Origin of the sequence: Streptomyces sp. CB01201 (assembly GCF_002803085.1) — a bacterium.
GTDB lineage: Bacteria > Actinomycetota > Actinomycetes > Streptomycetales > Streptomycetaceae > Streptomyces > Streptomyces hundungensis.
The window spans coordinates 62,579-84,293 of record NZ_NNBJ01000005.1; the positions used below are offsets into that span (position 1 = coordinate 62,579).

The 21,715-nt window shown below is 70.9% G+C and carries 19 protein-coding genes; 7 read left to right on the forward strand and 12 right to left on the reverse strand.

Features of this window, described 5'->3' with window-relative positions; genetic code table 11:
- The first annotated feature begins 6 nt into the window (after window positions 1–6).
- The gene (locus CG740_RS12490) at window positions 7–831 is read left to right on the forward strand and encodes an inositol monophosphatase family protein (RefSeq protein WP_100575156.1); all 825 of its coding nucleotides are present in this window, start codon (window positions 7–9) and stop codon (window positions 829–831) included.
- Between the two features lie 29 nt (window positions 832–860).
- On the opposite strand, the gene CG740_RS12495 is transcribed toward CG740_RS12490, so the two are convergent.
- Window positions 861–1,679, reverse strand: a complete 819-nt coding sequence (locus CG740_RS12495; protein WP_107488362.1) for a nucleotidyltransferase domain-containing protein — start codon at window positions 1,677–1,679, stop codon at window positions 861–863.
- Window positions 1,680–1,759: 80 nt separating this feature from the next.
- Between CG740_RS12495 and CG740_RS12500 the strand changes: the two genes are divergently transcribed.
- The 4 genes from CG740_RS12500 (at window position 1,760) to CG740_RS12515 (ending at window position 5,887) form a co-directional block, all read left to right on the forward strand.
- A complete protein-coding gene (locus tag CG740_RS12500; RefSeq protein ID WP_199846419.1) occupies window positions 1,760–3,184 on the forward strand; it encodes a phytoene desaturase family protein in 1,425 nt (474 codons plus the stop codon).
- The gene (locus CG740_RS12505) at window positions 3,181–3,708 is read left to right on the forward strand and encodes an O-acetyl-ADP-ribose deacetylase (protein WP_100575158.1); all 528 of its coding nucleotides are present in this window, start codon (window positions 3,181–3,183) and stop codon (window positions 3,706–3,708) included. Before CG740_RS12500 ends, CG740_RS12505 begins: the two co-directional genes overlap by 4 nt.
- Window positions 3,709–3,875: 167 nt before the next feature.
- Window positions 3,876–5,345 carry an AlkA N-terminal domain-containing protein gene (locus tag CG740_RS12510; RefSeq protein ID WP_100575419.1) on the forward strand — a complete coding sequence of 490 codons (1,470 nt, stop codon included), beginning with the start codon at window positions 3,876–3,878 and terminating at the stop codon, window positions 5,343–5,345.
- Window positions 5,342–5,887, forward strand: a complete 546-nt coding sequence (locus tag CG740_RS12515; protein ID WP_199846420.1) for a methylated-DNA--[protein]-cysteine S-methyltransferase — start codon at window positions 5,342–5,344, stop codon at window positions 5,885–5,887. The genes CG740_RS12510 and CG740_RS12515 overlap by 4 nt, the downstream gene beginning before the upstream one ends.
- A 68-nt stretch (window positions 5,888–5,955) precedes the next feature.
- On the opposite strand, the gene CG740_RS12520 is transcribed toward CG740_RS12515, so the two are convergent.
- The 3 genes from CG740_RS12520 to CG740_RS12530 are packed head-to-tail and all read right to left on the reverse strand — an operon-like array spanning window position 5,956 to window position 9,013.
- On the reverse strand, window positions 5,956–6,684 hold the full coding sequence (locus tag CG740_RS12520; RefSeq protein WP_100575420.1) for an SIR2 family NAD-dependent protein deacylase: 729 nt from the start codon (window positions 6,682–6,684) through the stop codon (window positions 5,956–5,958).
- 59 nt (window positions 6,685–6,743) lie between these two features.
- Complete coding sequence (locus CG740_RS12525; RefSeq protein WP_100575160.1) at window positions 6,744–7,238, reverse strand: NUDIX domain-containing protein; 495 nt, start codon at window positions 7,236–7,238, stop codon at window positions 6,744–6,746.
- Between the two features lie 59 nt (window positions 7,239–7,297).
- Window positions 7,298–9,013 (reverse strand): BCCT family transporter, encoded by a 1,716-nt coding sequence (locus tag CG740_RS12530; RefSeq protein WP_100575161.1) that lies wholly within the window; start codon window positions 9,011–9,013, stop codon window positions 7,298–7,300.
- Window positions 9,014–9,155: 142 nt separating this feature from the next.
- Here CG740_RS12530 and CG740_RS12535 point away from each other — a divergent pair, with 142 nt between their 5' ends.
- Entirely contained in the window at window positions 9,156–10,310 is a 1,155-nt protein-coding gene (locus CG740_RS12535) for a glycerate kinase (RefSeq protein WP_100575162.1), read from the forward strand.
- A 165-nt stretch (window positions 10,311–10,475) separates the two neighbouring features.
- On the forward strand, window positions 10,476–12,011 hold the full coding sequence (locus CG740_RS12540; protein WP_100575163.1) for an MFS transporter: 1,536 nt from the start codon (window positions 10,476–10,478) through the stop codon (window positions 12,009–12,011).
- A gap of 646 nt (window positions 12,012–12,657) precedes the next feature.
- Here CG740_RS12540 and pssA read toward each other — a convergent pair.
- From pssA to CG740_RS12580, 8 genes are all read right to left on the reverse strand, one after another.
- Window positions 12,658–13,512, reverse strand: coding sequence for a CDP-diacylglycerol--serine O-phosphatidyltransferase (pssA, locus tag CG740_RS12545; RefSeq protein WP_199846421.1), 855 nt, complete (start codon window positions 13,510–13,512; stop codon window positions 12,658–12,660).
- Entirely contained in the window at window positions 13,499–14,155 is a 657-nt protein-coding gene (locus CG740_RS12550) for a phosphatidylserine decarboxylase (RefSeq protein ID WP_100575165.1), read from the reverse strand. The genes pssA and CG740_RS12550 overlap by 14 nt, the downstream gene beginning before the upstream one ends.
- A gap of 173 nt (window positions 14,156–14,328) precedes the next feature.
- Window positions 14,329–15,543 (reverse strand): acyl-CoA dehydrogenase family protein, encoded by a 1,215-nt coding sequence (locus CG740_RS12555; protein ID WP_100575166.1) that lies wholly within the window; start codon window positions 15,541–15,543, stop codon window positions 14,329–14,331.
- 2 nt (window positions 15,544–15,545) lie between these two features.
- On the reverse strand, window positions 15,546–16,070 hold the full coding sequence (locus CG740_RS12560) for a MaoC family dehydratase (RefSeq protein ID WP_100575421.1): 525 nt from the start codon (window positions 16,068–16,070) through the stop codon (window positions 15,546–15,548).
- Window positions 16,071–16,075: 5 nt separating this feature from the next.
- On the reverse strand, window positions 16,076–17,044 hold the full coding sequence (locus CG740_RS12565; RefSeq protein WP_100575167.1) for an HpcH/HpaI aldolase/citrate lyase family protein: 969 nt from the start codon (window positions 17,042–17,044) through the stop codon (window positions 16,076–16,078).
- Window positions 17,041–19,068, reverse strand: coding sequence for a protein meaA (locus CG740_RS12570; RefSeq protein ID WP_100575168.1), 2,028 nt, complete (start codon window positions 19,066–19,068; stop codon window positions 17,041–17,043). Before CG740_RS12570 ends, CG740_RS12565 begins: the two co-directional genes overlap by 4 nt.
- 14 nt (window positions 19,069–19,082) lie before the next feature.
- Complete coding sequence (ccrA, locus tag CG740_RS12575; protein WP_100575169.1) at window positions 19,083–20,420, reverse strand: crotonyl-CoA carboxylase/reductase; 1,338 nt, start codon at window positions 20,418–20,420, stop codon at window positions 19,083–19,085.
- Between the two features lie 402 nt (window positions 20,421–20,822).
- Window positions 20,823–21,629 (reverse strand): TetR family transcriptional regulator, encoded by an 807-nt coding sequence (locus tag CG740_RS12580; RefSeq protein WP_234376214.1) that lies wholly within the window; start codon window positions 21,627–21,629, stop codon window positions 20,823–20,825.
- Between the last annotated feature and the right edge of the window lie 86 nt (window positions 21,630–21,715).

The window sequence follows — 21,715 nt, forward strand, 5'->3', positions numbered from 1 at the left end:
GGACGCATGATCGACGACTTTCTCGCAGGTGACCTGGCAGTAGTGGAAGAGGCGGTCCGCAAGGCGGCCGCGGCCGAGATCATGCCGAGGTTCCGGCAGCTCGCCGCGCACGAGATCGTCGAGAAGAACGGCCCGCACGACCTGGTGACGGTCGCCGACCGGCTCGCCGAGGAGCATCTGACGGCGGCCCTCACCGCGCTGCTTCCCGGGTCGGTCGTCGTCGGCGAGGAGGCCGTGCACGCCGACCCGGCGGTGTACGGGGCACTGGGCGAGGACGCGCCGGTGTGGATCGTCGACCCGGTGGACGGAACCCGCCAGTTCGTCCGCGGCGAAGCCGGGTTCTGCACCCTGGTCGCCCTGGCCCACCGGGGCGAAGTGCTGGCTTCCTGGACGTTCGCCCCGGCGCTCGACGAGCTGGCCGTGGCGGTCCGGGGCCGGGGCGCCACCCTCAACGGCAAGCCCCTGCACGCCGGTTCACCCGCGCCCGATGCCGTCCTCGACGTCGCCACCTCCCACCCCGACTACACGACACCCGACCAGAAGCGCGCTCTGCTCGCCCTCGACACCGACGGCGTCCGGCCGAGGCCCTGCGGCTCGGCCGGTCTCGAATACCTCGCGATCGCCCGCGGTGAGCTGGACGGCCTGGCCTTCTCGTGGGAGTACGCCTGGGACCACGCGGCGGGGCTGCTCCTGGTCGCCGAGGCGGGCGGCGCCCACACCACCGTGGCCGGCGAGCCGTTCCGCATCGCCGGAGGCAACGCGCTGCCCTTCACCGCGGCCCGCGACGCGGCGACGGCCGAGCGGCTGCGGCGCCTGCTCGCGGGGGAGTGAGCGGCGGGCAGCTCACCGAAGCGCCCAGCTCACCGAAGCACCGCCCGTACGTCGGCGACCAGACCGGCGGCGAGCTCGACCGCCCCGGCGTCCAGCCCGGACAGGACGGCCGACACGCGCGCGGCGAAATCCGGCGGGGCCGCCGGGAGCGCGGCCGCCGAGGCCAGCGCGCCCTTCTCGTTGAGCAGCCACCGCCGGTGGTGGGCGTGCAAGGACTGGGTGAGGATCCCGAGCGCCCGGGACAGGCAGAGTGAGACGTACAGGGCATCGCCCGACCCCACCGCCTTGCGGGCGCCCACCACCGAGAACTCCGCCTCCCACGACGCGGCGGTGAGCGCCGCCCGCAACGGCTCGGGATAATGCCGCACCGCCCGCTGAAGCTCCGTCAACTCGCCCTGGGGATCCGCCAGTACGCGGCCCAGAGCCACCTCGCCGGGGTAGACCGGTGACCAGAAGCCGAGCGGATGTCCGGGCTGGGTGGCGACCTCGTAACGGCCGCCCCGGCAGTCCGACCAAACGCGTTCGACCCGGTCCAGATCGCGCAGGATCCAGTCCACCGCGAAGCCGTCGACCACCAGCCAGGCGCCGCCGTTCACCCACGGGCCCCAACCGCCGGGGCCCGCGACCTCGACCGGGACGCCCGTGAATTCCTCGGCGAGCCGGGCCAGGGCCGCGACATCCGGTTCGCCCCGGTAGTAGAGGCCGAGATCCCAGTCGGAGTCCGCCCGGTTCGTCCCGCGGGCGCGGCTGCCGCCGAGGGCGACGGCCACCACCCCGGGGACTTCGACGAGCCGCTCGGCGACGGCGGCGATACGGGCGCTGAAGGCGGGGTCCACGGGCGGGTTCACCGGCCGGACGCTACCGGGCGCGGGATTGTCGGTGCACCGGAATATCCTGGGGTTCCTGGCCGTGGCGTGAGGAGTCCGAAGTGCCGTCGATGCTCGATGCCGTCGTGGTGGGGGCCGGCCCCAACGGGCTGACCGCCGCCGTCGAACTGGCCAGGAGGGGACTGCGTGTTGAGGTCTTCGAGGCCAAGGACACCGTGGGCGGCGGTGCGAGGACCGAGGAGTTGACGCTGCCCGGCTTCCGCCACGACCCGTGCTCCGCCGTCCACCCGCTGGGCATCGGCTCGCCCGCCTTCCGTGACATGCCGCTCGACCGGTACGGGCTCGAATGGCTGCACCCCGAACTGCCGATGGCGCACCCCTTCGACGACGGCACGGCCGCGGTCCTCTCCCGTTCGGTCTCCGAGACCGCCGCGTCCTTCGGGCCGCACGACGCCGGGGCGTACCGACGTCTGATCGCCCCCTTCCTCGGCAAGTGGGACGTCCTGGCACGGGACTTCATGTCGCTGCCCCTGACCGCGCTGCCGCGCGACCCGGTCGGCCTCGCGCGGTTCGGGGCGGTGGGCCTGCCGCCGTACACCTGGCTGATGCGCCGCTTCCGGGACGACCGGGCGCGCGCCCTGATGGCCGGGCTCGTCGCCCATGTCATCGCCCCGCTGGGCGGGGTGGCCACCGCAGGCGTGGGCATGCTGTTCGCGCTGGCCGCGCACGAGAACGGCTGGCCGCTGCCGCGCGGCGGCTCCCAGTCCATCTCCGACGCGCTCACCGCGTATCTGCGCGACCTGGGCGGCCAGGTGCACACCGGGTTCGAGGTCAAGCGCCTGGACGACTTGCCGCCGGCCCGCACCTACCTCTTCGACACCTCGCCCACCGCGCTCGCCCGGATCGCGGGCCTGGGCCGCGCCTACGACGGGTACAAGTACGGCGCCGCCGTCTTCAAGATCGACTACGCCCTGGACGGCCCGGTCCCGTGGACGGCGAAGGAGCCGCAGCGGGCCGGGACGGTCCAGATCGGCCCCTCCAGCCGCGAGATCGCCACCGCCCTGACCCAGGCCTCCGGTGGCGCGGCCCCCGACACGCCCTTCCTGATCACCGCCCAGCCCAGCCTCGTCGACCCGTCCCGCGCACCCGAGGGCAAGCACGTGTTCTGGGCGTACGGGCACGTTCCCAACGGCTGGGAGGGCGACTTCACGGACGCGATCGAGCGGCAGATCGAGCGGTTCGCGCCCGGCTTCCGGGACCGGGTCCTGGCCCGGGCGACCGCCGGCCCGCCCCAACTCGCCGCGCGCAACGCCAATTACGTGGGCGGCGACATCGCGTGCGGCGCGGCCCGCGGCCTCCAGCTGCTGCTCCGCCCGAAGGTCTCCCTGTTCCCGTACGCGACCCGGCACCCGTCGGTGTTCCTGTGCTCCTCGGCGGCGTGGCCGGGCCCGGGCGTGCACGGCATGTCCGGCCACAACGCGGCGAAGGCGGCGTGGCGAACGCTCAGAAAGGCCGACCACCGATGACCACGACGCCCGTAGACATCGTCCTGGTGCGCGGTGACATCACCGAGCAGACGGTCGACGTCATCGTGAACGCCGCGAACTCCTCGCTGCTCGGAGGAGGTGGAGTGGACGGCGCGATCCACCGCCGGGGCGGCCCCGAGATCCTGGAGGACTGCCGCAGGCTCCGGGCATCCCACTACGGGAAGGGCCTGGCCACCGGCAGGGCGGTCGCCACCACGGCGGGAAGGCTGCGCGCCGGGCACGTGATCCACACCGTGGGTCCGGTGTGGTCGAAGGAGGAGGACCGCAGCGCGCTCCTCGCCTCCTGCTACGAGCAGTCCCTGGCGCTCGCGCGGGAACTGGGCGCCGAGACCATCGCCTTCCCGGCGATCTCGACGGGCATCTACGGCTGGCCCCTCGACAGCGGAGCGGGCATCGCCGTCCGTGTCGCCCGCGCCCACAGCGGGCCGCCGCTGAAGGAGATCCGCTTCGTCCTGTTCGACACGGAGGCCTACCAGGCCTTCGAGCGGGCGCTCCAGAAGTAGGAAGTCAGGACGAGCGCCCTCAAGGCGCGAACCGGGGTGTGGGGCGGAGCCCCGCTGAGGTGAGGGGGCGGTCGCCCCGGTCGCGCGAGGTCGATGTCGGATTCTCGCCAGCGCCCGAGCGCCCCGTGCCGGATCCTTGACGCATGGCCCCCGTCGCCCCCGCCCCGATGCACCACGACACCGAGCGCTGCGTACGCGCCGTCCAGTCCAAGGACGCCCGCTTCGACGGCTGGTTCTTCACGGCCGTCCTGACCACCCGCATCTACTGCCGGCCGAGCTGTCCCGTCGTGCCGCCGAAGGTCGAGAACATGACCTTCTACCCGAGCGCGGCCGCCTGCCAGCAGGCCGGATTCCGGGCCTGCAAGCGGTGCCGCCCCGACACCACCCCCGGCTCCCCGGAGTGGAACGCCCGCGCCGACTCCGTCGCCCGCGCCATGCGCCTCATCAGGGACGGAGTCGTCGACCGCGAAGGCGTCCCCGGGCTCGCGGCCCGCCTCGGCTACAGCGCCCGCCAGATCGAGCGCCAGCTGCTCGCCGAGCTGGGGGCGGGCCCCCTCGCCCTGGCCCGGGCGCAGCGCGCGCAGACCGCGCGGCTGCTCATCGAGACCACCCCGCTGCCCATGGCCGAGGTCGCCTTCGCCGCCGGGTTCTCCTCGATCCGCACCTTCAACGACACCGTCCGCGAGGTGTTCGCGCTCGCCCCGACCGAGCTGCGCAGCCGCGCCGCACGCGGCATCGCCCGCCAGACGCCGGGCGCGATCACGCTGCGGCTGCCGTTCCGCGCCCCCCTGACCCCGGACAATCTGTTCGGCCACCTCGCCGCGACCGGGGTCCCCGGGGTGGAGGAGTGGCGCGACGGCGCGTACCGCCGCACCCTGTCCCTGCCGTACGGACACGGCATCGCCGAGCTCACCCCGGCGCCCGAGCACATCGGCTGCGTCCTGCACCTCACCGATCTGCGCGACCTGACCATCGCCATCAGCCGCTGCCGCTGGATGCTCGACCTGGACGCCGACCCCGTCGCCGTGGACGACCGGCTGCGCGCCGACCCGCTGCTCGCGCCGCTGGTCGACAAGGCGCCCGGGCGGCGGGTGCCGCGCACGGTGGACGCGGCGGAGTTCGCGGTGCGTGCGGTCCTCGGCCAGCAGGTCTCGACGGCCGCCGCCCGCACCCACGCGGCCCGGCTCGTCCTCGCGCACGGCGAGGCCGTCGACGACCCGACCGGCGGTCTCACCCACCTCTTCCCGACGCCGCAACAGCTCGCGGCCATCGACCCGGAGACGCTGGCGCTGCCGCGCAGCCGTCGCGTCACCCTCACCACGCTCGTCGCCGCCCTCGCCGACGGCACTCTCCAGCTCGGCCTGGACAGCGACTGGGACCGGGCCCGGGCCCAGCTCATGGAGCTGCCCGGCTTCGGGCCCTGGACGGTCGAGGCGATCGCCATGCGGGCGCTCGGCGATCCGGACGCCTTCCTGCCCACCGACCTCGGCATGCGGCGGGCCGCCCAGAACCTCGGGCTGCCGGCCACCCCCGCCGCTCTCACCGCGCGCGCCGCCGCCTGGCGACCCTGGCGCGCCTACGCCGTCCAGTACCTCTGGGCGACCGAGGACCACGCCATCAACCACCTTCCCGCATGAATCGCCGAGCCCTCAACCACCGCCCTGTGCAAGGGAGTTCAGCCGTGCGCATCACGCACACCGTCATCGAGAGCCCGTACGGCCCGCTCACCCTCGTCGCCGCCGACGGGGTCCTGAGCCGGCTCTACATGGAGGGCCAGCGCCACCGCCCGCCGCAGGAGACCTTCGGCGAGCGCGCCGACGACGGGCCCTTCCCCGAGGTCATCCGTCAGCTTGAGGCCTACTTCGCGGGCGAACTGACCCAGTTCAAGCTGGACTTGGCCATGCTGGGCACCCCGTTCCAGCAGCGCGTCTGGCACCAGCTCCAGCAGATCCCGTACGGCGAGACCCGGTCCTACGGGGAACTCGCCGAGGCTCTCGGCAGCCCGAACGCCTCACGCGCCGTGGGGCTGGCCAACGGCAAGAACCCGGTCGGCATCATCGTGCCGTGCCATCGCGTCATCGGAGCCAACGACAGCCTGACCGGCTACGGCGGCGGCCTCGACCGCAAGCAGCGCCTCCTGGCGTTCGAGCGGGGCGAGCCGGCGGACGCGCTGTTCTAGCACCGGCCCGGGTCGGCCACCAGGCGTCCGCGCCCCGCGGCGGCCGGCCGGCCCGGGGCCCCCGGGCCTCAATCCCGGGGGAGTTCGCGCAGGAGCCGGGGCAGCGCGGTACCGATCGGCTCGCGCACCACCTGGTCGGCGAGCGGGTCGTACGGCGTCGGGTCGGCGTTCACGATGACCAGGCGGGCGCCGCCCTCCGAGGCGAGGCCGGCCAGCGAGGCGGCGGGCTGGACCTGGAGGGTGGTGCCGACCGCGACGAGGATCTGGCACGCCTTGGCGATCGCCATGGCCCGGGCCAGTACCTCCGGGTCGAGCCGTTCGCCGAACATGACCGTCGCCGCCTTGAGGATTCCCCCGCACGCCTCGCACGCCGGGTCCGGCTCGCCCGCCGTCACCCGGGCCAGTGCCTCGTCCATGGAGGATCGGGCGTGGCACCGGGTGCAGGTCACCGCCCGTGCGCTGCCGTGGAGTTCGAGGATCTTGCGCTCGGGGAAGCCCGCCCGCTGCTGCAGCCCGTCGACGTTCTGGGTGATGACCCGGACCGGCACCCCGGACCGTTCCAGGGCGACGATCGCGTGGTGCGCGGCGTTCGGCTCGGCCTTGACGGCCGGGCTGTCGCGGCGCATCAGCCAGGACCGGCGCCGGATGTCCGGGTCGGCCATGTAGGAGGAGTACGTCACGAGCCGCTCGGCCTCGGGGTCACGCCGCCACAGGCCGTTCGGCCCGCGGTAGTCGGGGATGCCCGAGTCGGTGGAGAGCCCGGCACCGGAGAGAATCGCGACGAGTGGCTTGCCCATGCCGGGAGCGTAGGCGGCACCGGCGCGGGCGGCGACCGGATTTCCGCGCCGCCCCCGGCTCACCCCACCCGGTGCCCGTTCTCCAGCTCGGCCGTGCCGTGGCCCTCCGCCAGGACGTCGAGCGCCGTCATGACCCGGTGGCTCAGGGCGCCCAGCAGGTGGGCGGGCAGGTCTTCGCGGGGGACCAGGCGCCAGGACAGGAGTTCCTCCTCCTGGATGCGGATCGAGTCCAGGGCCTTCTCGTCGAGTACGCCGCCGTCGTAGAGATAGGCGACGATCGGCGGGCGGGCCGCGCCGTGCACCCAGTCCACCGCGAGCAGCCGGCCCGGCTCCAGGTCCAGCCCGATCTCCTCCAGGGTTTCCCGGCGGGCAGCGCGGCGCGGGGTCTCGTCGGTGTCCGACTCCACGGTCCCGCCGGGCAGGGCCCAGCCCTCGCGGTAGTTGGGCTCGACGAGCAGTACCCGGCCGTCGCCGTCCCGGAACAGCATGGCCGCGCCGGCCAGCACCCGGGGGAGGCCGGCGATGTAGGCGGCGTAATCGTTGTCGGTCGTCATGGAGTGAAGCGTAGGGGGCCAGGTCAGCACGTGCTGGGGCGCTCCGGGTCCCGGCCTTGTCAGGGCTGCGCCGGGCCCGAACCGTCGTCACCCGTACGGGACTTGGCGGCCCGGCGCAGCCGGTGGTGCCGGGCGCCGCTCTGCTCGCTGATCGCGTCGCCGACCATCGTCCGTACCGCGTCGCGCATTCCGTGCAGCGCGCCGTGCCGGGACGGTCCCGCGCCCGGGTCCTCGCGCAGTTCCTTCACCAGCGACCAGCACAGGCCGAGCATCACCACGACGAAGGGCAGGGCGACCAGGATCGTCGCCGTCTGGAGCGACTTGAGGCCACCCGCCACGAGCAGCACCGCGGCGACCGCCGCCATGAGCACGCCCCACATCACCACCAGCCAGGTCGGCGGGTGCAGCGAGCCCCGGCTGGTGAGCGAGCCCATCACCAGGGACGCCGAGTCCGCGCTGGTGATGAAGTACGTCATCACCAGGACCATCGCGATGTACGAGGTGACCGAGCCGATCGGCAGTGCGTCCAGCATCGCGAAGAGCGAGGCTTCGGCGCCGTCCTTCACCGCCCCGGCGAGGTCGGCCGCGCCGGTGGAGGCGATCCGGATCGCCGTGCCGCCCATGACGCAGAACCAGATCACCGTGGCGCCACTGGGCACGAGCAGCACCCCGACGAGGAACTCGCGGATCGTGCGGCCGTGCGAGATCCGGGCGATGAAGGTACCGACGAACGGCGCCCACGACAGCCACCAGGCCCAGTAGAAGATCGTCCAGGCGCCCAGCCAGTCGCGGTCGCTGAAGGCGCCGGTGCGGCTGGCCATCGGGAGCAGATCGTGCAGATAGCCGCCGATGGACGCGGGAATGGTGTCGAGGACGTACACGGTGGGGCCGAGCACGAACACGAAGACCATCAGGACGGCGGCCAGCACGATGTTGATCGTGGACAGCCACTTCACGCCCTTGTGCAGGCCCGAGAAGGCGGACAGTACGAAGGCCGCCGAGAGCGAGGCGATGATGACGAGCTGGGTGGTCTGCGAATTGGCGACGTTCGAGGTGATGTGGAGGCCCTCGGCGACCTGGAGGGCCCCGAGGCCCAGGCTCGTCGCGGTGCCGAAGACGGTCGCGAAGACCGCCAGCAGATCGATGCACTTGCCGGGCCAGCCGTCCGCCCGGCGCGCCCCGAGCAGCGGCACGAACGCCGAGGACAGCCGGTTGCCGCGGCCCTTGCGGAAACCCGCGTAGGCCAGCGCGAGGCCGGCGATGCCGTAGATGGCCCAGGGGGTGAGCGTCCAGTGGAAGAAGGAGTACTCCAGGGCGGTGCGCGCCGCATCGCCCGTGCCGGGCTGGGCGCCGCTGGCCGGGGGCGGGCTGAGGAAGTGGGTGAGCGGTTCGCCGACGCCGTAGAACATCAGGCCGATGCCCATGCCCGCGCTGAACATCATCGCGATCCAGGCGAGGTTGGTGAACTCGGGCTCGGAGTCGTCCGCGCCCAGCCTGATCCGCCCGTACCGGCTGATCGCCAGGACCACGCACAGCACCAGGAAGGTGTCGGCGGCGACCACGAAGAGCCAGGCGAAGTTGTTCAGGACCCAGGCGAGCGCGGTCGAGGAGGCGCTGTCGAAGGAGCTCTTGCCGAGGGCCGCCCAGGCGACCGCCGCCACCACCGCGAGCACCCCGATGACGATCACGGTGTGGTCGGGGGAGGGGTCGGGGGCCGCGGACGTCTCTCCCGGCGGGGGACCCGAGGCGGAATGATCGATCGAATCCATACTCATGCCGCCCCACTATGGTGTGGGATGTACGCATTTTGTGGGGTGGCGCGCCGTCCGCGGACCCCGGTGGCTATGGGCAGGCGCGCGCCGGGCGGATAGGGTCTCAAGCGGCGCGACTGCCTGTTCGAAAGCAAGGGATAGCAAGGTGACGGACGGCGCAGTTTTGGAGACCGCCCGCGTACTCGTGGCGGCGGACAAGTTCAAGGGCTCGCTCACGGCCGTAGAGGTCGCGGAGCGGGTGACGGCCGGGCTGCGGCGGGTCGTCCCGGATCTGCGGGTGGACACCCTGCCGGTCGCCGATGGCGGCGACGGCACGGTGGCGGCCGCGGTGGCGGCCGGATTCGAGCGCCGCGAGGTGCCGGTGACCGGCCCGCTCGGCACCCCGGTGACCGCGGCGTACGCGGTGCGTGACGGCGTGGCCGTGGTCGAGATGGCGGAGGCCTCCGGGCTCCAGCACCTCCCCGAGGGCGTCTTCGCGGCGCTCACCGCCACCACGTACGGCTCCGGCGAGCTGCTGCTCGCCGCACTCGACGCGGGCGCGCGGACCGTCGTGTTCGGCGTCGGCGGCAGTGCGACGACCGACGGCGGCGCCGGCATGCTGGCCGCGCTCGGCGTCCGCTTCCTGGACGCCTCGGGCGAGCCGGTGGGCCCGGGCGGCGGCGCGCTCGCCGACCTCGTGACGGCCGACTTCTCGGGTCTCGACGCCCGCTTCAAGGACGTGGAGCTCGTCCTCGCCAGCGATGTCGACAACCCGCTGACCGGCCCGAAGGGCGCCCCGGCGATCTACGGTCCGCAGAAGGGCGCCTCGCCCGAGGACGTGGCGACCCTGGACGCGGCCCTGGCCCACTACGCCAAGGTCCTGGAGGGCCCGTTCGGCGCGAAGGCCGCCGAGGCCGCGCTGGCCCCGGGCGCCGGGGCCGCCGGTGGCATCGGCTACGGCGCGCTCGTGGCGCTTGACGCCGCCTTCCGGCCGGGCATCGAGGTCATGCTGGACGTCCTCGGCTTCGCGCCCGCGCTCGCCGGGGCCACCCTGGTCATCACGGGCGAGGGCTCGCTGGACGAGCAGACCTTGCACGGCAAGGCTCCGGCCGGCGTCGCGGCGGCGGCCCGCGCGGCCGGCATCGAGGTCGTCGCGGTGTGCGGCCGACTGCTGCTCCAGCCGGGCCAGCTCGGCGAGGCGGGCATCCGCCGCGCCTACGCGCTGACGGAACTGGAGTCCGACCCGGCCCGCTCGATGGCGAACGCGGGCCCGCTCCTGGAACAGGTCGCCGAGAACATCGCGAACGACTTCCTGCGCTAGCACCCGGACCGCCCGATCGCAGCGGCCCCCCTCGCACTCGCGAGGGGGGCCGTTCTGTCGTTCCCTGAAGCTGCCGGCGGTGTGCATGCGCTGTCCATGCGACCGCGTGTGCGAGCCCTTTCCAGCCATGAGACACTTGTGTCTCATTCGATACTGGAGTGTTTCATGACGTCGCCCCTCGGCACGCCGGCCCTCGACCCCCGGCGCTGGCTCGTCCTCGCGATCCTGTCCGGCAGCCTGCTGCTCATCGCGATGGACACCACGATCCTCAACGTCGCCTTCCCCTCCCTGGTGAGCGACCTCCAGCCCAGCTCCGTACAGCAGCTGTGGATCATCGACGTGTACGCGCTCGCGCTCTCGGGCCTCCTGGTGACGGCCGGCGCGCTCGGCGACCGCTGGGGGCGCAAGCGACTCCTGCTCACCGGCTTCGCGATCTTCGCGCTCGCCTCGTTGATGGCGGTCTTCGCGACCGCGGCCTGGCAGGTCATCGCCGCCCGCGCGCTGCTCGGCGTCGGTGGCGCGGCGATCATGCCGTCCACCCTGTCGATCCTGCGCGACGTCTTCACCGACGCCCGTGAGCGCGCCCTCGCCTACGCGGTGTGGGCGGCGGTCTTCGGCGGCGGCATGGCACTGGGCCCGGTGGTCGGCGGGCTGCTCGTGGAGCAGAACGGCTGGCAGTCCGCGTTCCTGATCAACATCCCGGTCGCCCTGGTGATCATCGCGTTCGGCGCCTGGATCCTGCCCGAGTCGCGTCAGCCCCGCGAGGGCCGCTGGGACTGGTGGGGCGTGGGCCAGTCCGTCGTCGGCATGCTCGCCCTGGCCGGCGGCATCAAGCAGCTCGGCAAGGGCGGCCCCGCCGACCCCGTCGCCTGGGTGCTGCTGGTGGTGGCGGCCGTCGCGCTGACCGTGTTCGTCCGCCGCCAGCTGCGCCTGGCCCAGCCGCTCTTCCACGTACGGCTCTTCACCAACCGTTCCTTCAGCATCGCCGCCGCCTCGATCTTCCTCGGGATGATCGCGCTCGGCTCGGCGCTGTTCCTGGTCACCCAGTGGTTCCAGTACGGCCAGGGCTACAGCCCCCTGGAGGCCGGGGTACGGCTGCTTCCGGCGCCGCTGGGCCTGGTCGTCACCTCGCTGGTGACCCCGGCCCTGATGCACCGGCTGCCGATCCGGCACGTCATCGGCGGCGGGCTGCTCCTGATGACCGCGGGGCTCGCCCTGCCGTGGCTGTTCCAGCAGTCCGGTCCGCTGGCCTACCCCGGCGTCGCCGTGGCGCTCGGCGTACTCGGCTGTGGCGTCGGCATCGCGACCACGGCGGCCTCGGTGACGCTGATGGCCTCCGCGCCCAAGGAGCACGTCAGCGGTGCGGCCGCGGTCGAGGAGACCTGCTACGAGTTGGGCGCGGCCATGGGCGTCGCCATCCTCGGCAGCATCGCGGCGGCCCTGTACCGGGCCAAGCTGCCCGAGCTCGGCCTGGACGGGGCCGCGACCGCGTCCGTACACGACTCGGTCGGCGAGGCGGCCCACGTGGCCTCCTCGCTCGGCGGCCCGGCCGGGGCGCTGCTCCTGGAGAAGGCCTCGGCGGCCTTCACCGCGGGCATGACCCCGACCTTCCTGCTGGCCTCTGCGCTGCCGCTGGCCGCCGCGGTCCTCGCCTGGGCGAAGATCCCGGCCGACCTCCGCCCGACGGAGAACGCGCACTGACCCCGGGGGTCTGCCCACCCTCCCCTAAGCTCTTAATGAGCAGGGGGGACCCCCGTCCCGTGCGGCGGGTTGGATGAGCTGAGCCCTGGGGCTGCGCCCCAGACCCGGGGCGGGGGCTCCGCCCCCTGCACCCCCGTTCGCGCCTGAACGGCGCTCGTCCTCAATCGCCGGACGGGCTGAAGATGCCTGCACTGCCCAGCACCGAATCCTTCAGGGGCGCGGGGGACTGCGCGACCAGCCACCCGCGGTCCGCGGCCGGCGTCGGGTTTTTGGGGGCGCGGGGAACGGCGCGAGCAACCACGCACGGTGCGAGGCCGAAAGCGGGGTTGGGGGCGCGGGGAACTGCGCGAGCAACCACGCATGGTGCGAGGCCGAAAGTGGGGTTGGGGGCGCGGGGAACTGCGCGACCAGCCACCCGCGGTCCGCTGCCGACGTCGGGTTTTTGGGGGCGCGGGGAACGGCGCGAGCAACCACGCACGGTGCGAGGTCGAAAGCGGGGTTGGGGGCGCGGGGAACTGCGCGAACGGCCCTCACGGCACGCGCAGCCGAGTAAGCAGCCCGGCAAGCACCCCGCCCCGCAGGTTGAGGGCACGAAAAGGGGCCCCGGGTTCGAGAACCCGGGGCCCCTTTCCAGCGCCGTGAGGAACTAGGGCAGCTGCGCCGCCCGCGCCTCGCGGCGGTTGTCGCGGAAGCTGTTCACCCGGCGGGCCGTCGCGAAGAGGGGGATCGTGGCGGCCAGGACGATCTGGAGCGCACAGCCGGTCTGGAGCAGCGCCTGACCGCCGGGCGCGTCGAACGCCCATGCCGCGAGCAGACCCATCGCCCCGATGATCCAGCTGAGCATCGCCACCGCGAGGATGCCCCGCGGCTTCGGGTACTCGACCCGGCTCACCATCAGCCAGGCGACCCCGATGACGGCGAGCAGCGTCGGAACGAACGGCAGCTCAAGCAGGACGATCGAGACGACCGTGAGCGCGCCGAACGGGCTCGGCATGCCCTGGAACATGCCGTCCTTCATCGTCACGCACGAGAAGCGCGCGAGTCTCAGCACCACGGCGAGCAGCACCGTGATCGCCGCGACCGCGGCGACCCGCTGGTGGGCGTCGTCCGCGACCATGCCGTACACGAGCACGAAATAGGCCGGGGCGAGCCCGAAGCTGATGAGGTCCGAGAGGTTGTCCAGCTCGGCACCCATCGGGGAGCTGCGCAGCTTGCGCGCGACCAGACCGTCACAGAGGTCGAAGATCGCGGCCAGCAGCATCAGGATCACGGCGGTCGCGGCGGAGTGCCGCGCCATGCCGGTCTCCTGGCTGCCGGAGAGGTGCGGGATGAGGATGCCGGTGGTGGTGAAGTACACCGCCATGAAGCCGCACGTGGCGTTGCCCAGTGTGAGGGTGTCCGCTATCGACAGCCTCAGTGAGAGCGGCATGTCCTCGACGTCGTCCTCGGACTCCGCCTCGGGGACCCAGCCGGCCTGCGTCTCGGGATCAATCACGGTCAATTCGAGTCACCCCCGCCGTGGTCGCCTGACCGACCTCGACCGCGACCTCGACACCCTCGGGGAGGTAGATGTCGACCCGCGAGCCGAAGCGGATGAGGCCGATGCGCTCGCCCTGCTCCACCTTGGTGCCCTGGGGGATGTACGGCACGATGCGGCGCGCGACCGCGCCGGCGATCTGGATCATCTCGATGTCACCGAGCTCGGTGTCGAAGTGCCAGACGACGCGCTCGTTGTTCTCGCTCTCCTTGTTGAACGCCGGAACGAAGCCACCGGGGATGTGCTCCACCGAAGTCACCGTGCCCGCGAGGGGCGCACGGTTGACGTGGACGTTCAACGGGCTCATGAAGATCGCGACGCGGGTACGCCCGTCCTTCCACGGCATGATGCTCTGCACCACACCGTCGGCGGGGGAGATGACCCGCCCCTGCGTGATCTCACGCTCGGGGTCGCGGAAGAACCACAGCATGCCCGCCGCGAGAGCGGTGGTGGGCACGGCCACGATCGCGGCGCCCTTGGAGCGGCGCGAGCGGGCCAGGCTGAGGGCTGCGGTGGCGACGGTCGGCAGAAGCCACGGCGATGCTCCGCGAGCAAGGCGTCCCTTGAGGAAGCCGTCGCGTGGTGCAGAGGTTTGGCTGTGGGGCATGGATGACCTTCGTAGCGGATGATGCCGCGCTGGCAACGGGGGACGGCGGCAGGTTTACCGGCGATGGTATCGGTTGCGAGCCGCAACTGGGCAAGCCAGAAGCCGAGTCGGCGGCCGGAAGGCGATGACAGGGTGTGATGTTCTTCGCGGCCATACCGACTCAAAAGCGACAATCAACCCTGGAACCGGTACTCCTCAAGAAGTCGGCGTCCAATGATCATTTTCTGGATCTCGGCGGTACCTTCACCGATGAGCAGCATCGGCGCCTCGCGGTACAGGCGCTCGATCTCGTACTCCTTGGAGAAGCCGTAACCGCCGTGAATGCGGAACGCGTCTTCCACCACCTCCTTGCAGTACTCGGAGGCGAGATACTTCGCCATCCCCGCTTCGAGGTCGTTTCGTTCCCCGGAGTCCTTTTTGCGTGCTGCGTTCACCATCATCGCATGCGCCGCTTCGACCTTGGTAGCCATTTCGGCGAGCTTGAACTGGATCGCCTGGTGCTGGGCGATCGGCTTTCCGAAAGTGTGCCTTTGCTGGGCATAGGAGACACCCAGCTCAAATGCACGCTGAGCGACTCCGCAGCCACGTGCCGCGACGTTGACCCGGCCGACCTCGACGCCGTCCATCATTTGGTAAAACCCTCGGCCGGTGGTCCCGCCGAGCACGCGATTGGCCGGAATTCGCAGGCCGTCCATGACCAGTTCGGTGGTATCGACACCCTTGTATCCCATTTTGTCGATCTTGCCGGGAATCGTCAGGCCCGGCCGGACCTCGCCGAAGCCCGGCTCCTTCTCCACCAGGAAGGTCGTCATCGACTTGTGGGGTGCGGCGGCCACCTCGGAAGGGGAGTGTCCTTCGTCACTCCGGCACAGAACGGCCACCAGTGATGACGTTCCGCCATTGGTCAGCCACATCTTCTGGCCGTTCAGGACGTACTCGTCACCGTCCTTGACGCCCTTCGACGTGATCGCCGACACATCCGAACCGAGCGCCGGCTCCGACATCGAGAACGCGCCGCGCACCTCGCCGAGCGCCATGCGCGGCAGGAAGGTGTCCTTCTGCTCCTGGGTGCCGTGCTGCTTCAGCATGTACGCCACGATGAAATGCGTGTTGATGATGCCGGACACCGACATCCAGCCACGCGCTATTTCCTCCACGCACAGGGCGTAGGTGAGCAGCGACTCCCCGAGACCGCCGTACTCCTCGGGAATCATCAGGCCGAACAGGCCCAACTCCTTGAGTCCCTCGACGATCCGTGTCGGGTACTCGTCCTTGTGCTCCAGCTCGGTCGCGACCGGAATGATCTCCTTGTCGACGAAGTCCCTCACGGTGGAAAGGATTTCCTGCTGGACGTCGGTCAGACCGGCGGTCTGCGCGAGACGGGCCATGGCTACTTCTCCGTCTTCTTGGCGGGCTCGACGAGCTGGGGCCGGCCGGGCTGCTCGCCGCCGCGCTCCTTGATGTACGTCTCGGTCGGCACCATCACCTTGCGCCGGAAGACGCAGACCAGGGTGCCGTCCTGCTTGTAGCCCTTGGTCTCGACATGGACGATTCCGCGGTCGTTCTTCGACTTCGAGGGCGTCTTGTCGAGGACCGTCGTCTCGCCGTAGATGGTGTCGCCGTGGAAGGTCGGCGCCACGTGCCGCAGCGACTCGATCTCCAGGTTGGCGATCGCCTTGCCGGAGACGTCCGGCACGCTCATGCCGAGCAGCAGCGAGTAGATGTAGTTGCCCACCACGACGTTCTTGCCGAAGTCGGTCGTGTTCTCGGCGTAGTTGGCGTCCAAGTGCAGCGGATGGTGGTTCATGGTGAGCAGACAGAACAGGTGGTCGTCGTACTCGGTGACCGTCTTTCCGGGCCAGTGCTTGTAGACGGCGCCGACTTCGAACTCTTCATAGGTGCGGCCGAACTGCATGGTGCTCACGCCTCCGGGATCTCGAACTTGGACGTGCGCTGCATGCCCGCCGCCCGGCCCTTGCCGGAGATGACCAGGGCCATCTTGCGGCTGGCCTCGTCGATCATCTCGTCGCCGAGCATCGCCGAGCCCTTCTTGCCGCCCGCCTCCGACGTGCAGTACTCGTACGCGTCCAGGATCAGCTCGGCGTGGTCGAAGTCCTCCTGCGACGGCGAGAAGATCTCGTTCGACGCCTCGACCTGGCCCGGGTGCAGCACCCACTTGCCGTCGAAGCCGAGGGCGGCCGCACGCTGGGCGACCGCGCGGTAGCCGTCGACGTTGCGGATCTGGAGGTAGGGGCCGTCGATCGCCTGGAGGTCGTTGGCGCGCGCGGCCATCAGGATCTTCATGAGGATGTAGTGGTACGCGTCGGCGCCGTACCCGGGCGGCTGCTCGCCCACGACGAGCGACTTCATGTTGATCGACGCCATGAAGTCGGCCGGGCCGAAGATGATCGTCTCGGTCCGCGGCGAGGCCTCTGCGATCGCGTTGACGTTGTTGAGGCCGCGCGCGTTCTCGATCTGCGCCTCGATGCCGATCTTGCCGACCTCGAAGCCCATCGTCTTCTCGATCTGGGTGAGCAGCAGGTCGAGGGCCACGACCTGCTGGGCGTCCTGCACCTTCGGCAGCATGATGCAGTCGAGGTTCTGGCCCGCGCCCTCGACGACCGTGACGACGTCGCGGTACGTCCACTCGGTCGTCCAGTCGTTCACGCGCACCACCCGCGTCTTGCCCGTCCAGTCGCCCTCGTTGAGGAACTTGACGATGGTGTGCCGCGCCTCGGGCTTGGCCAGCGGGGCGCAGGCGTCCTCCAGGTCGAGGAAGACCTGGTCGGCCGGCAGGCCCTGGGCCTTCTCCAGGAAGCGGGGGTTCGACCCGGGGACCGCGAGGCAGGAGCGGCGGGGGCGGAGCCGGTTGACGGGGGTGGTGCTCATGCGGGGACCTCCAACGGGTCGAGCTTGTTCGCTTTCCGGATCTCGTCGACGATACGGCCGATGATCTCCGTGATACCGAAGTCCTTGGGAGTGAAAACGGCGGCTACGCCCGCCTTGCGCAACTCCTCGGCGTCCGCGGGCGGGATGATCCCGCCGGCGATGAGGGGGATGTCGCCGGCCCCGGCCTCGCGCAGCCGCACCAGTACGTCCGGCACCAGCGCGGCGTGCGAGCCGGACAGGATGGACAGGCCGACGCAGTGCACGTCCTCGGCGAGGGCGGCGCTCACGATCTGTTCCGGGGTGAGCCGGATGCCCTGGTAGACCACCTCGAAGCCGGCGTCCCGCGCACGCACCGCGATCTGCTCGGCCCCGTTGGAGTGGCCGTCGAGGCCCGGCTTGCCGACCAGGAGGCGCAGCCGGCCCGAGCCCAGGTCGGCGGCGGTTCGGGCCACCTTCGCGCGGACGGCGGCCAGCGGGGTGCCCTCCTCGGCGGTGACCGCGACCGGGGCCGAGGACACACCGGTGGGCGCCCGGAACTCGCCGAACACCTCCCGCAGCGCCTCGGACCACTCGCCGGTCGTGACACCGGCGCGCACGCACTCCAGGGTGGCCTCCATCAGGTTGCCGGTGCCCTGGGCCGCCTCCTTCAGCTTCTCCAGCGCCTTGCAGGGCCGCGGGTGGTTGAAGGGAGGCTGGTAGCGGGTGTCGCGCCAGTTCTTCAGGGCGGCGACCACCCGGGCCTCGACGGCCGGATCGACCGTCATGATCGCCCCGTCCAGATCCGCGGTGAGCGGGCTCGGCTCGGTGGACTCGTAGCAGTTGACGCCGACGATCTTCTCCTCGCCGGCCTCGATCCGGGCCCGGCGCTCGGCGTGCGAGGAGACGAGCTGCGACTTCAGATAGCCCGACTCGACCGCCGCGAGCGCGCCCCCCATCTCCTGGATCCGGCCGATCTCGGCCAGGCACTCCTCGACGAGGGAGTCCACCTTGGCCTCGATGACGTGTGATCCGGCGAAGATGTCCTCGTACTCCAACAGGTCGCTCTCGTGCGCCAGGACCTGCTGGATGCGCAGCGACCACTGCTGGTCCCAGGGACGCGGCAGACCCAACGCCTCGTTCCAGGCCGGGAGTTGGACCGCGCGGGCGCGGGCGTCCTTGGACAGCGTCACGGCCAGCATCTCCAGCACGATCCGCTGGACGTTGTTCTCCGGCTGGGCCTCGGTCAGACCGAGCGAGTTGACTTGGACGCCGTAGCGGAAGCGGCGCTGCTTGGCGTCCTCGATCCCGTACCGCTCCCGTGTGATCTCGTCCCAGATGCGGCCGAAGGCGCGCATCTTGCACATCTCCTCGACGAAGCGGACGCCCGCGTTCACGAAGAAGGAGATGCGGGCGACCACATCGCCCTTGCGGTCCTCGGGGATCTGGCCCGACGCGAACACCGAGTCGAGCACGGCGATCGCGGTGGACATCGCGTACGCGATCTCCTGGACCGGGGTGGCTCCCGCCTCCTGGAGGTGGTAGCTACAGATGTTGATCGGGTTCCACTTGGGGATGTTGTTGACGGTGTAGCAGATCATGTCCGTCGTCAGGCGCAGCGAAGGCTCCGGCGGGAAGACGTGCGTCCCGCGCGAGAGGTACTCCTTCACGATGTCGTTCTGGGTGGTGCCCTGGAGCTTGGTGATGTCCGCGCCCTGCTCCTCGGCCACCACCTGGTACATGGCGAGCAGCCACATGGCGGTGGCGTTGATCGTCATCGAGGTGTTCATCTGCTCCAGGGGGATGTCCTGGAACAGCCGCCGCATGTCCCCGAGATGGGACACCGGGACCCCGACCCGGCCCACCTCGCCGCGGGCGAGGATGTGGTCGGGGTCGTATCCGGTCTGCGTCGGAAGGTCGAACGCGACCGACAGACCCGTCTGACCCTTGGCGAGGTTGCGGCGGTAGAGCTCGTTGGACGCCTCGGCGGTCGAATGACCCGCGTAGGTCCGCATGAGCCACGGCCAATCCTTCTGACGCTCTGTCATGAATCGTCCTGGGCCTAGATGTTACGGAAGCGGTTGATGGCGTCGATGTGCTTCTCGCGCAGTTCGGGGTCGCTGACGCCGAGGCCTTCGCGCGGAGCCAGCGCGAGCACGCCGACCTTGCCCTGGTGCAGGTTGCGGTGCACGTCGTAGGCGGCCTGTCCGGTGTCCTCCAGGGCGTACACCTTGGAGAGCGTCGGGTGGATCTTGCCCTTGGCGATGAGGCGGTTGGCCTCCCACGCCTCGCGGTAGTTGGCGAAGTGCGAGCCGATGATGCGCTTCAGGGACATCCACAGGTAGCGGTTGTCGTACTCGTGCATGTAGCCCGAGGTGGAGGCGCAGGTGGTGATGGTGCCGCCCTTGCGGGTGACGTAGACGCTCGCGCCGAAGGTCTCGCGGCCGGGGTGCTCGAAGACGATGTCGATGTCCTCGCCGCCGGTGAACTCGCGGATGCGCTTGCCGAAGCGCTTCCACTCCCGGGGGTCCTGGGTCCGCTCGTCCTTCCAGAACTTGTAGCCCTCGGCGTTGCGGTCGATGATCGCCTCGGCGCCCATCGAGCGGCAGATGTCCGCCTTCTGCGGAGAGGACACCACGCAGATCGGGTTGGCGCCGCCCGCGAGCGCGAACTGCGTGGCGTAGGAGCCGAGTCCGCCGCTGGCGCCCCAGATGAGGACGTTGTCGCCCTGCTTCATGCCGGCGCCGTTGCGGGAGACCAGCTGTCGGTACGCGGTCGAGTTGACCAGACCGGGAGCGGCGGCCTCCTCCCAGCTCAAGTGCTTCGGCTTGGGCATGAGTTGGTTGGACTTGACCAGCGCGATCTCCGCCAGGCCGCCGAAGTTGGTCTCGAAGCCCCAGATGCGCTGCTCGGGGTCGAGCATCGTGTCGTTGTGCCCGTCCGAACTCTCCAGCTCGACCGACAGGCAGTGCGCGACGACCTGGTCGCCGGGGTGCCAGGCGTTGACGCCGGGGCCGGTGCGCAGCACGACTCCGGCGAGGTCGGAGCCGATGATGTGGTGCGGCAGGTCGTGCCGCTTGGTGAGCTCGCTCAGCTTTCCGTAGCGCTCCAGGAAGCTGAACGTGGAGACGGGCTCGAAGATCGAGGTCCAGACCGAGTTGTAGTTGACCGAGGAGGCCATGACGGCCACCAGGGCCTCGCCCGGGCCGAGTTCGGGTATCGCGACCTCGTCCAGGTGCAGGGACTTGCGGGGGTCCTTGTCGCGGGTGCTGAGCCCGGCGAACATCTCCGCCTCGTCCTTGTGCACGGTGATCGCACGGTAGGACTCGGGGAGCGGCAGAGCGGCGAAGTCGGCGGAGGTGGACTCCGGCGACTGGATCGCGTCCAGGATTTCCTTCACGGTGTTGCCTCCGTCGAAGCGCCCCTGAGGGGCGTTGAGGGTCTTCGGGGGTGGTGCTGTGGAGGTGTGCCGTCGGTTCGGCGGTGTGGTTCAAGTGCGGCAGCGCCGGGTGGGCGCGGGAGGGTTGCCTGTGACGCAGGCGTCCGGGCGCACGCGCCAGTGGCGGCTCGTGGGGACAGTCGGCGTACGGCGGATTCGCCGGCTGCCGACCACCCGGACAACATCAACGTATGGCACCCGGTGCCAAGTGACAAGACACTGCGTGCCAAGAGTTTCTCTCAGTTGCGGAATGCCCCGCGCAGATGAGCGATGATCGATCGTTGCAGGTCAGCGCCTCGCCCGGGAACGCGAACGGCCGCACCCCCCGATGAGGGGTGCGGCCGACGTCATGCGGTGCGGCTGCTACGTAGTCCTGAGGGCCTGCTTGATGCTCTGCATGATCTCGTCGAGCGGGGCGTCCGTGCGGGCCACCGCGACCAGTACCTCGTCGCTGGTCGACACCGAGGCCGCGGCCGCCTTCGGCTTTGCCGTACGGCCCGCGCCGATGCCCGAGCCGAAGGTCTCGCGCACGATCGAGAAGGCGTGGTCGAGCTGGCTCTCCACGTCGCCCTGGCCGCCGGCCCGCAGCCAGCGGCGCAGTACGTGGTTGTGCGCGGTGACGACCGCCGAGGCGGCCACCTCCGCGAGCAGCGGGTCGTCGTTCCCCGGCTGGTGGTCGTGCTCGTCGAAGTGGCCGAGCAGATAGCGCGTGAAGAGGCGCTCGTAGCGCGCGACCGAGGCGATCTCGGCCTCCCGCAGCGTCGGCACCTCACGGGTCAGCTTGTAGCGGGCCACGGACACCGTGGGCGAGCCCGCGTACATCTTCATGACCTCTTTGATGCCCCGGCACACGGTGTCGAGCGGATGCTCGTGCGGGGGCGCGGCGTTGAGGACCGACTCGGCGCGCACCAGGGTGTCGTCGTGGTCGGGGAAGATCGCCTCTTCCTTGGAGCGGAAGTGCCGGAAGAAGGTCCGCCGGGCTACCCCGGCGCGGGCCGCGATCTCGTCGACGGTGGTCGCCTCGTACCCCTTCGCGGAGAACAGGTCCATCGCCGCGGCCGCCAGTTCACGGCGCATCTTGAGGCGCTGTGCGGCCGCCCTGCTGCCCGCGGCACTTTCCGGGGCGTCGGGCACAGCGTTCGTACGGGAGGACCTGGCTGGCTGGGGCATGGACCGAACGTACTGCATGTTCGCAGGAAGTCGCGCCCACGGGGGCGGGCTGCCCGGAGGTTCCAGCAGCCCGCCCCACCCCGCCT

Bases quoted from the DNA above. Each gene is read 5' to 3' on its own strand.
- CG740_RS12555 (WP_100575166.1), bottom strand. From the start codon at position 15,543: ATGGCCCGTCTCGCGCAGACCGCCGGTCTGACCGACGTCCAGCAGGAA.
- CG740_RS12570 (WP_100575168.1), bottom strand. From the start codon at position 19,068: ATGACAGAGCGTCAGAAGGATTGGCCGTGGCTCATGCGGACCTACGCG.
- CG740_RS12550 (WP_100575165.1), bottom strand. From the start codon at position 14,155: ATGCCCCACAGCCAAACCTCTGCACCACGCGACGGCTTCCTCAAGGGA.
- CG740_RS12540 (WP_100575163.1), top strand. From the start codon at position 10,476: ATGACGTCGCCCCTCGGCACGCCGGCCCTCGACCCCCGGCGCTGGCTC.
- CG740_RS12530 (WP_100575161.1), bottom strand. From the start codon at position 9,013: ATGAGTATGGATTCGATCGATCATTCCGCCTCGGGTCCCCCGCCGGGA.
- CG740_RS12510 (WP_100575419.1), top strand. From the start codon at position 3,876: ATGCACCACGACACCGAGCGCTGCGTACGCGCCGTCCAGTCCAAGGAC.
- CG740_RS12505 (WP_100575158.1), top strand. From the start codon at position 3,181: ATGACCACGACGCCCGTAGACATCGTCCTGGTGCGCGGTGACATCACC.
- CG740_RS12490 (WP_100575156.1), top strand. From the start codon at position 7: ATGATCGACGACTTTCTCGCAGGTGACCTGGCAGTAGTGGAAGAGGCG.
- CG740_RS12515 (WP_199846420.1), top strand. From the start codon at position 5,342: ATGAATCGCCGAGCCCTCAACCACCGCCCTGTGCAAGGGAGTTCAGCC.
- CG740_RS12525 (WP_100575160.1), bottom strand. From the start codon at position 7,238: ATGACGACCGACAACGATTACGCCGCCTACATCGCCGGCCTCCCCCGG.
- CG740_RS12565 (WP_100575167.1), bottom strand. From the start codon at position 17,044: ATGAGCACCACCCCCGTCAACCGGCTCCGCCCCCGCCGCTCCTGCCTC.
- CG740_RS12560 (WP_100575421.1), bottom strand. From the start codon at position 16,070: ATGCAGTTCGGCCGCACCTATGAAGAGTTCGAAGTCGGCGCCGTCTAC.
- CG740_RS12580 (WP_234376214.1), bottom strand. From the start codon at position 21,629: ATGCCCCAGCCAGCCAGGTCCTCCCGTACGAACGCTGTGCCCGACGCC.
- CG740_RS12520 (WP_100575420.1), bottom strand. From the start codon at position 6,684: ATGGGCAAGCCACTCGTCGCGATTCTCTCCGGTGCCGGGCTCTCCACC.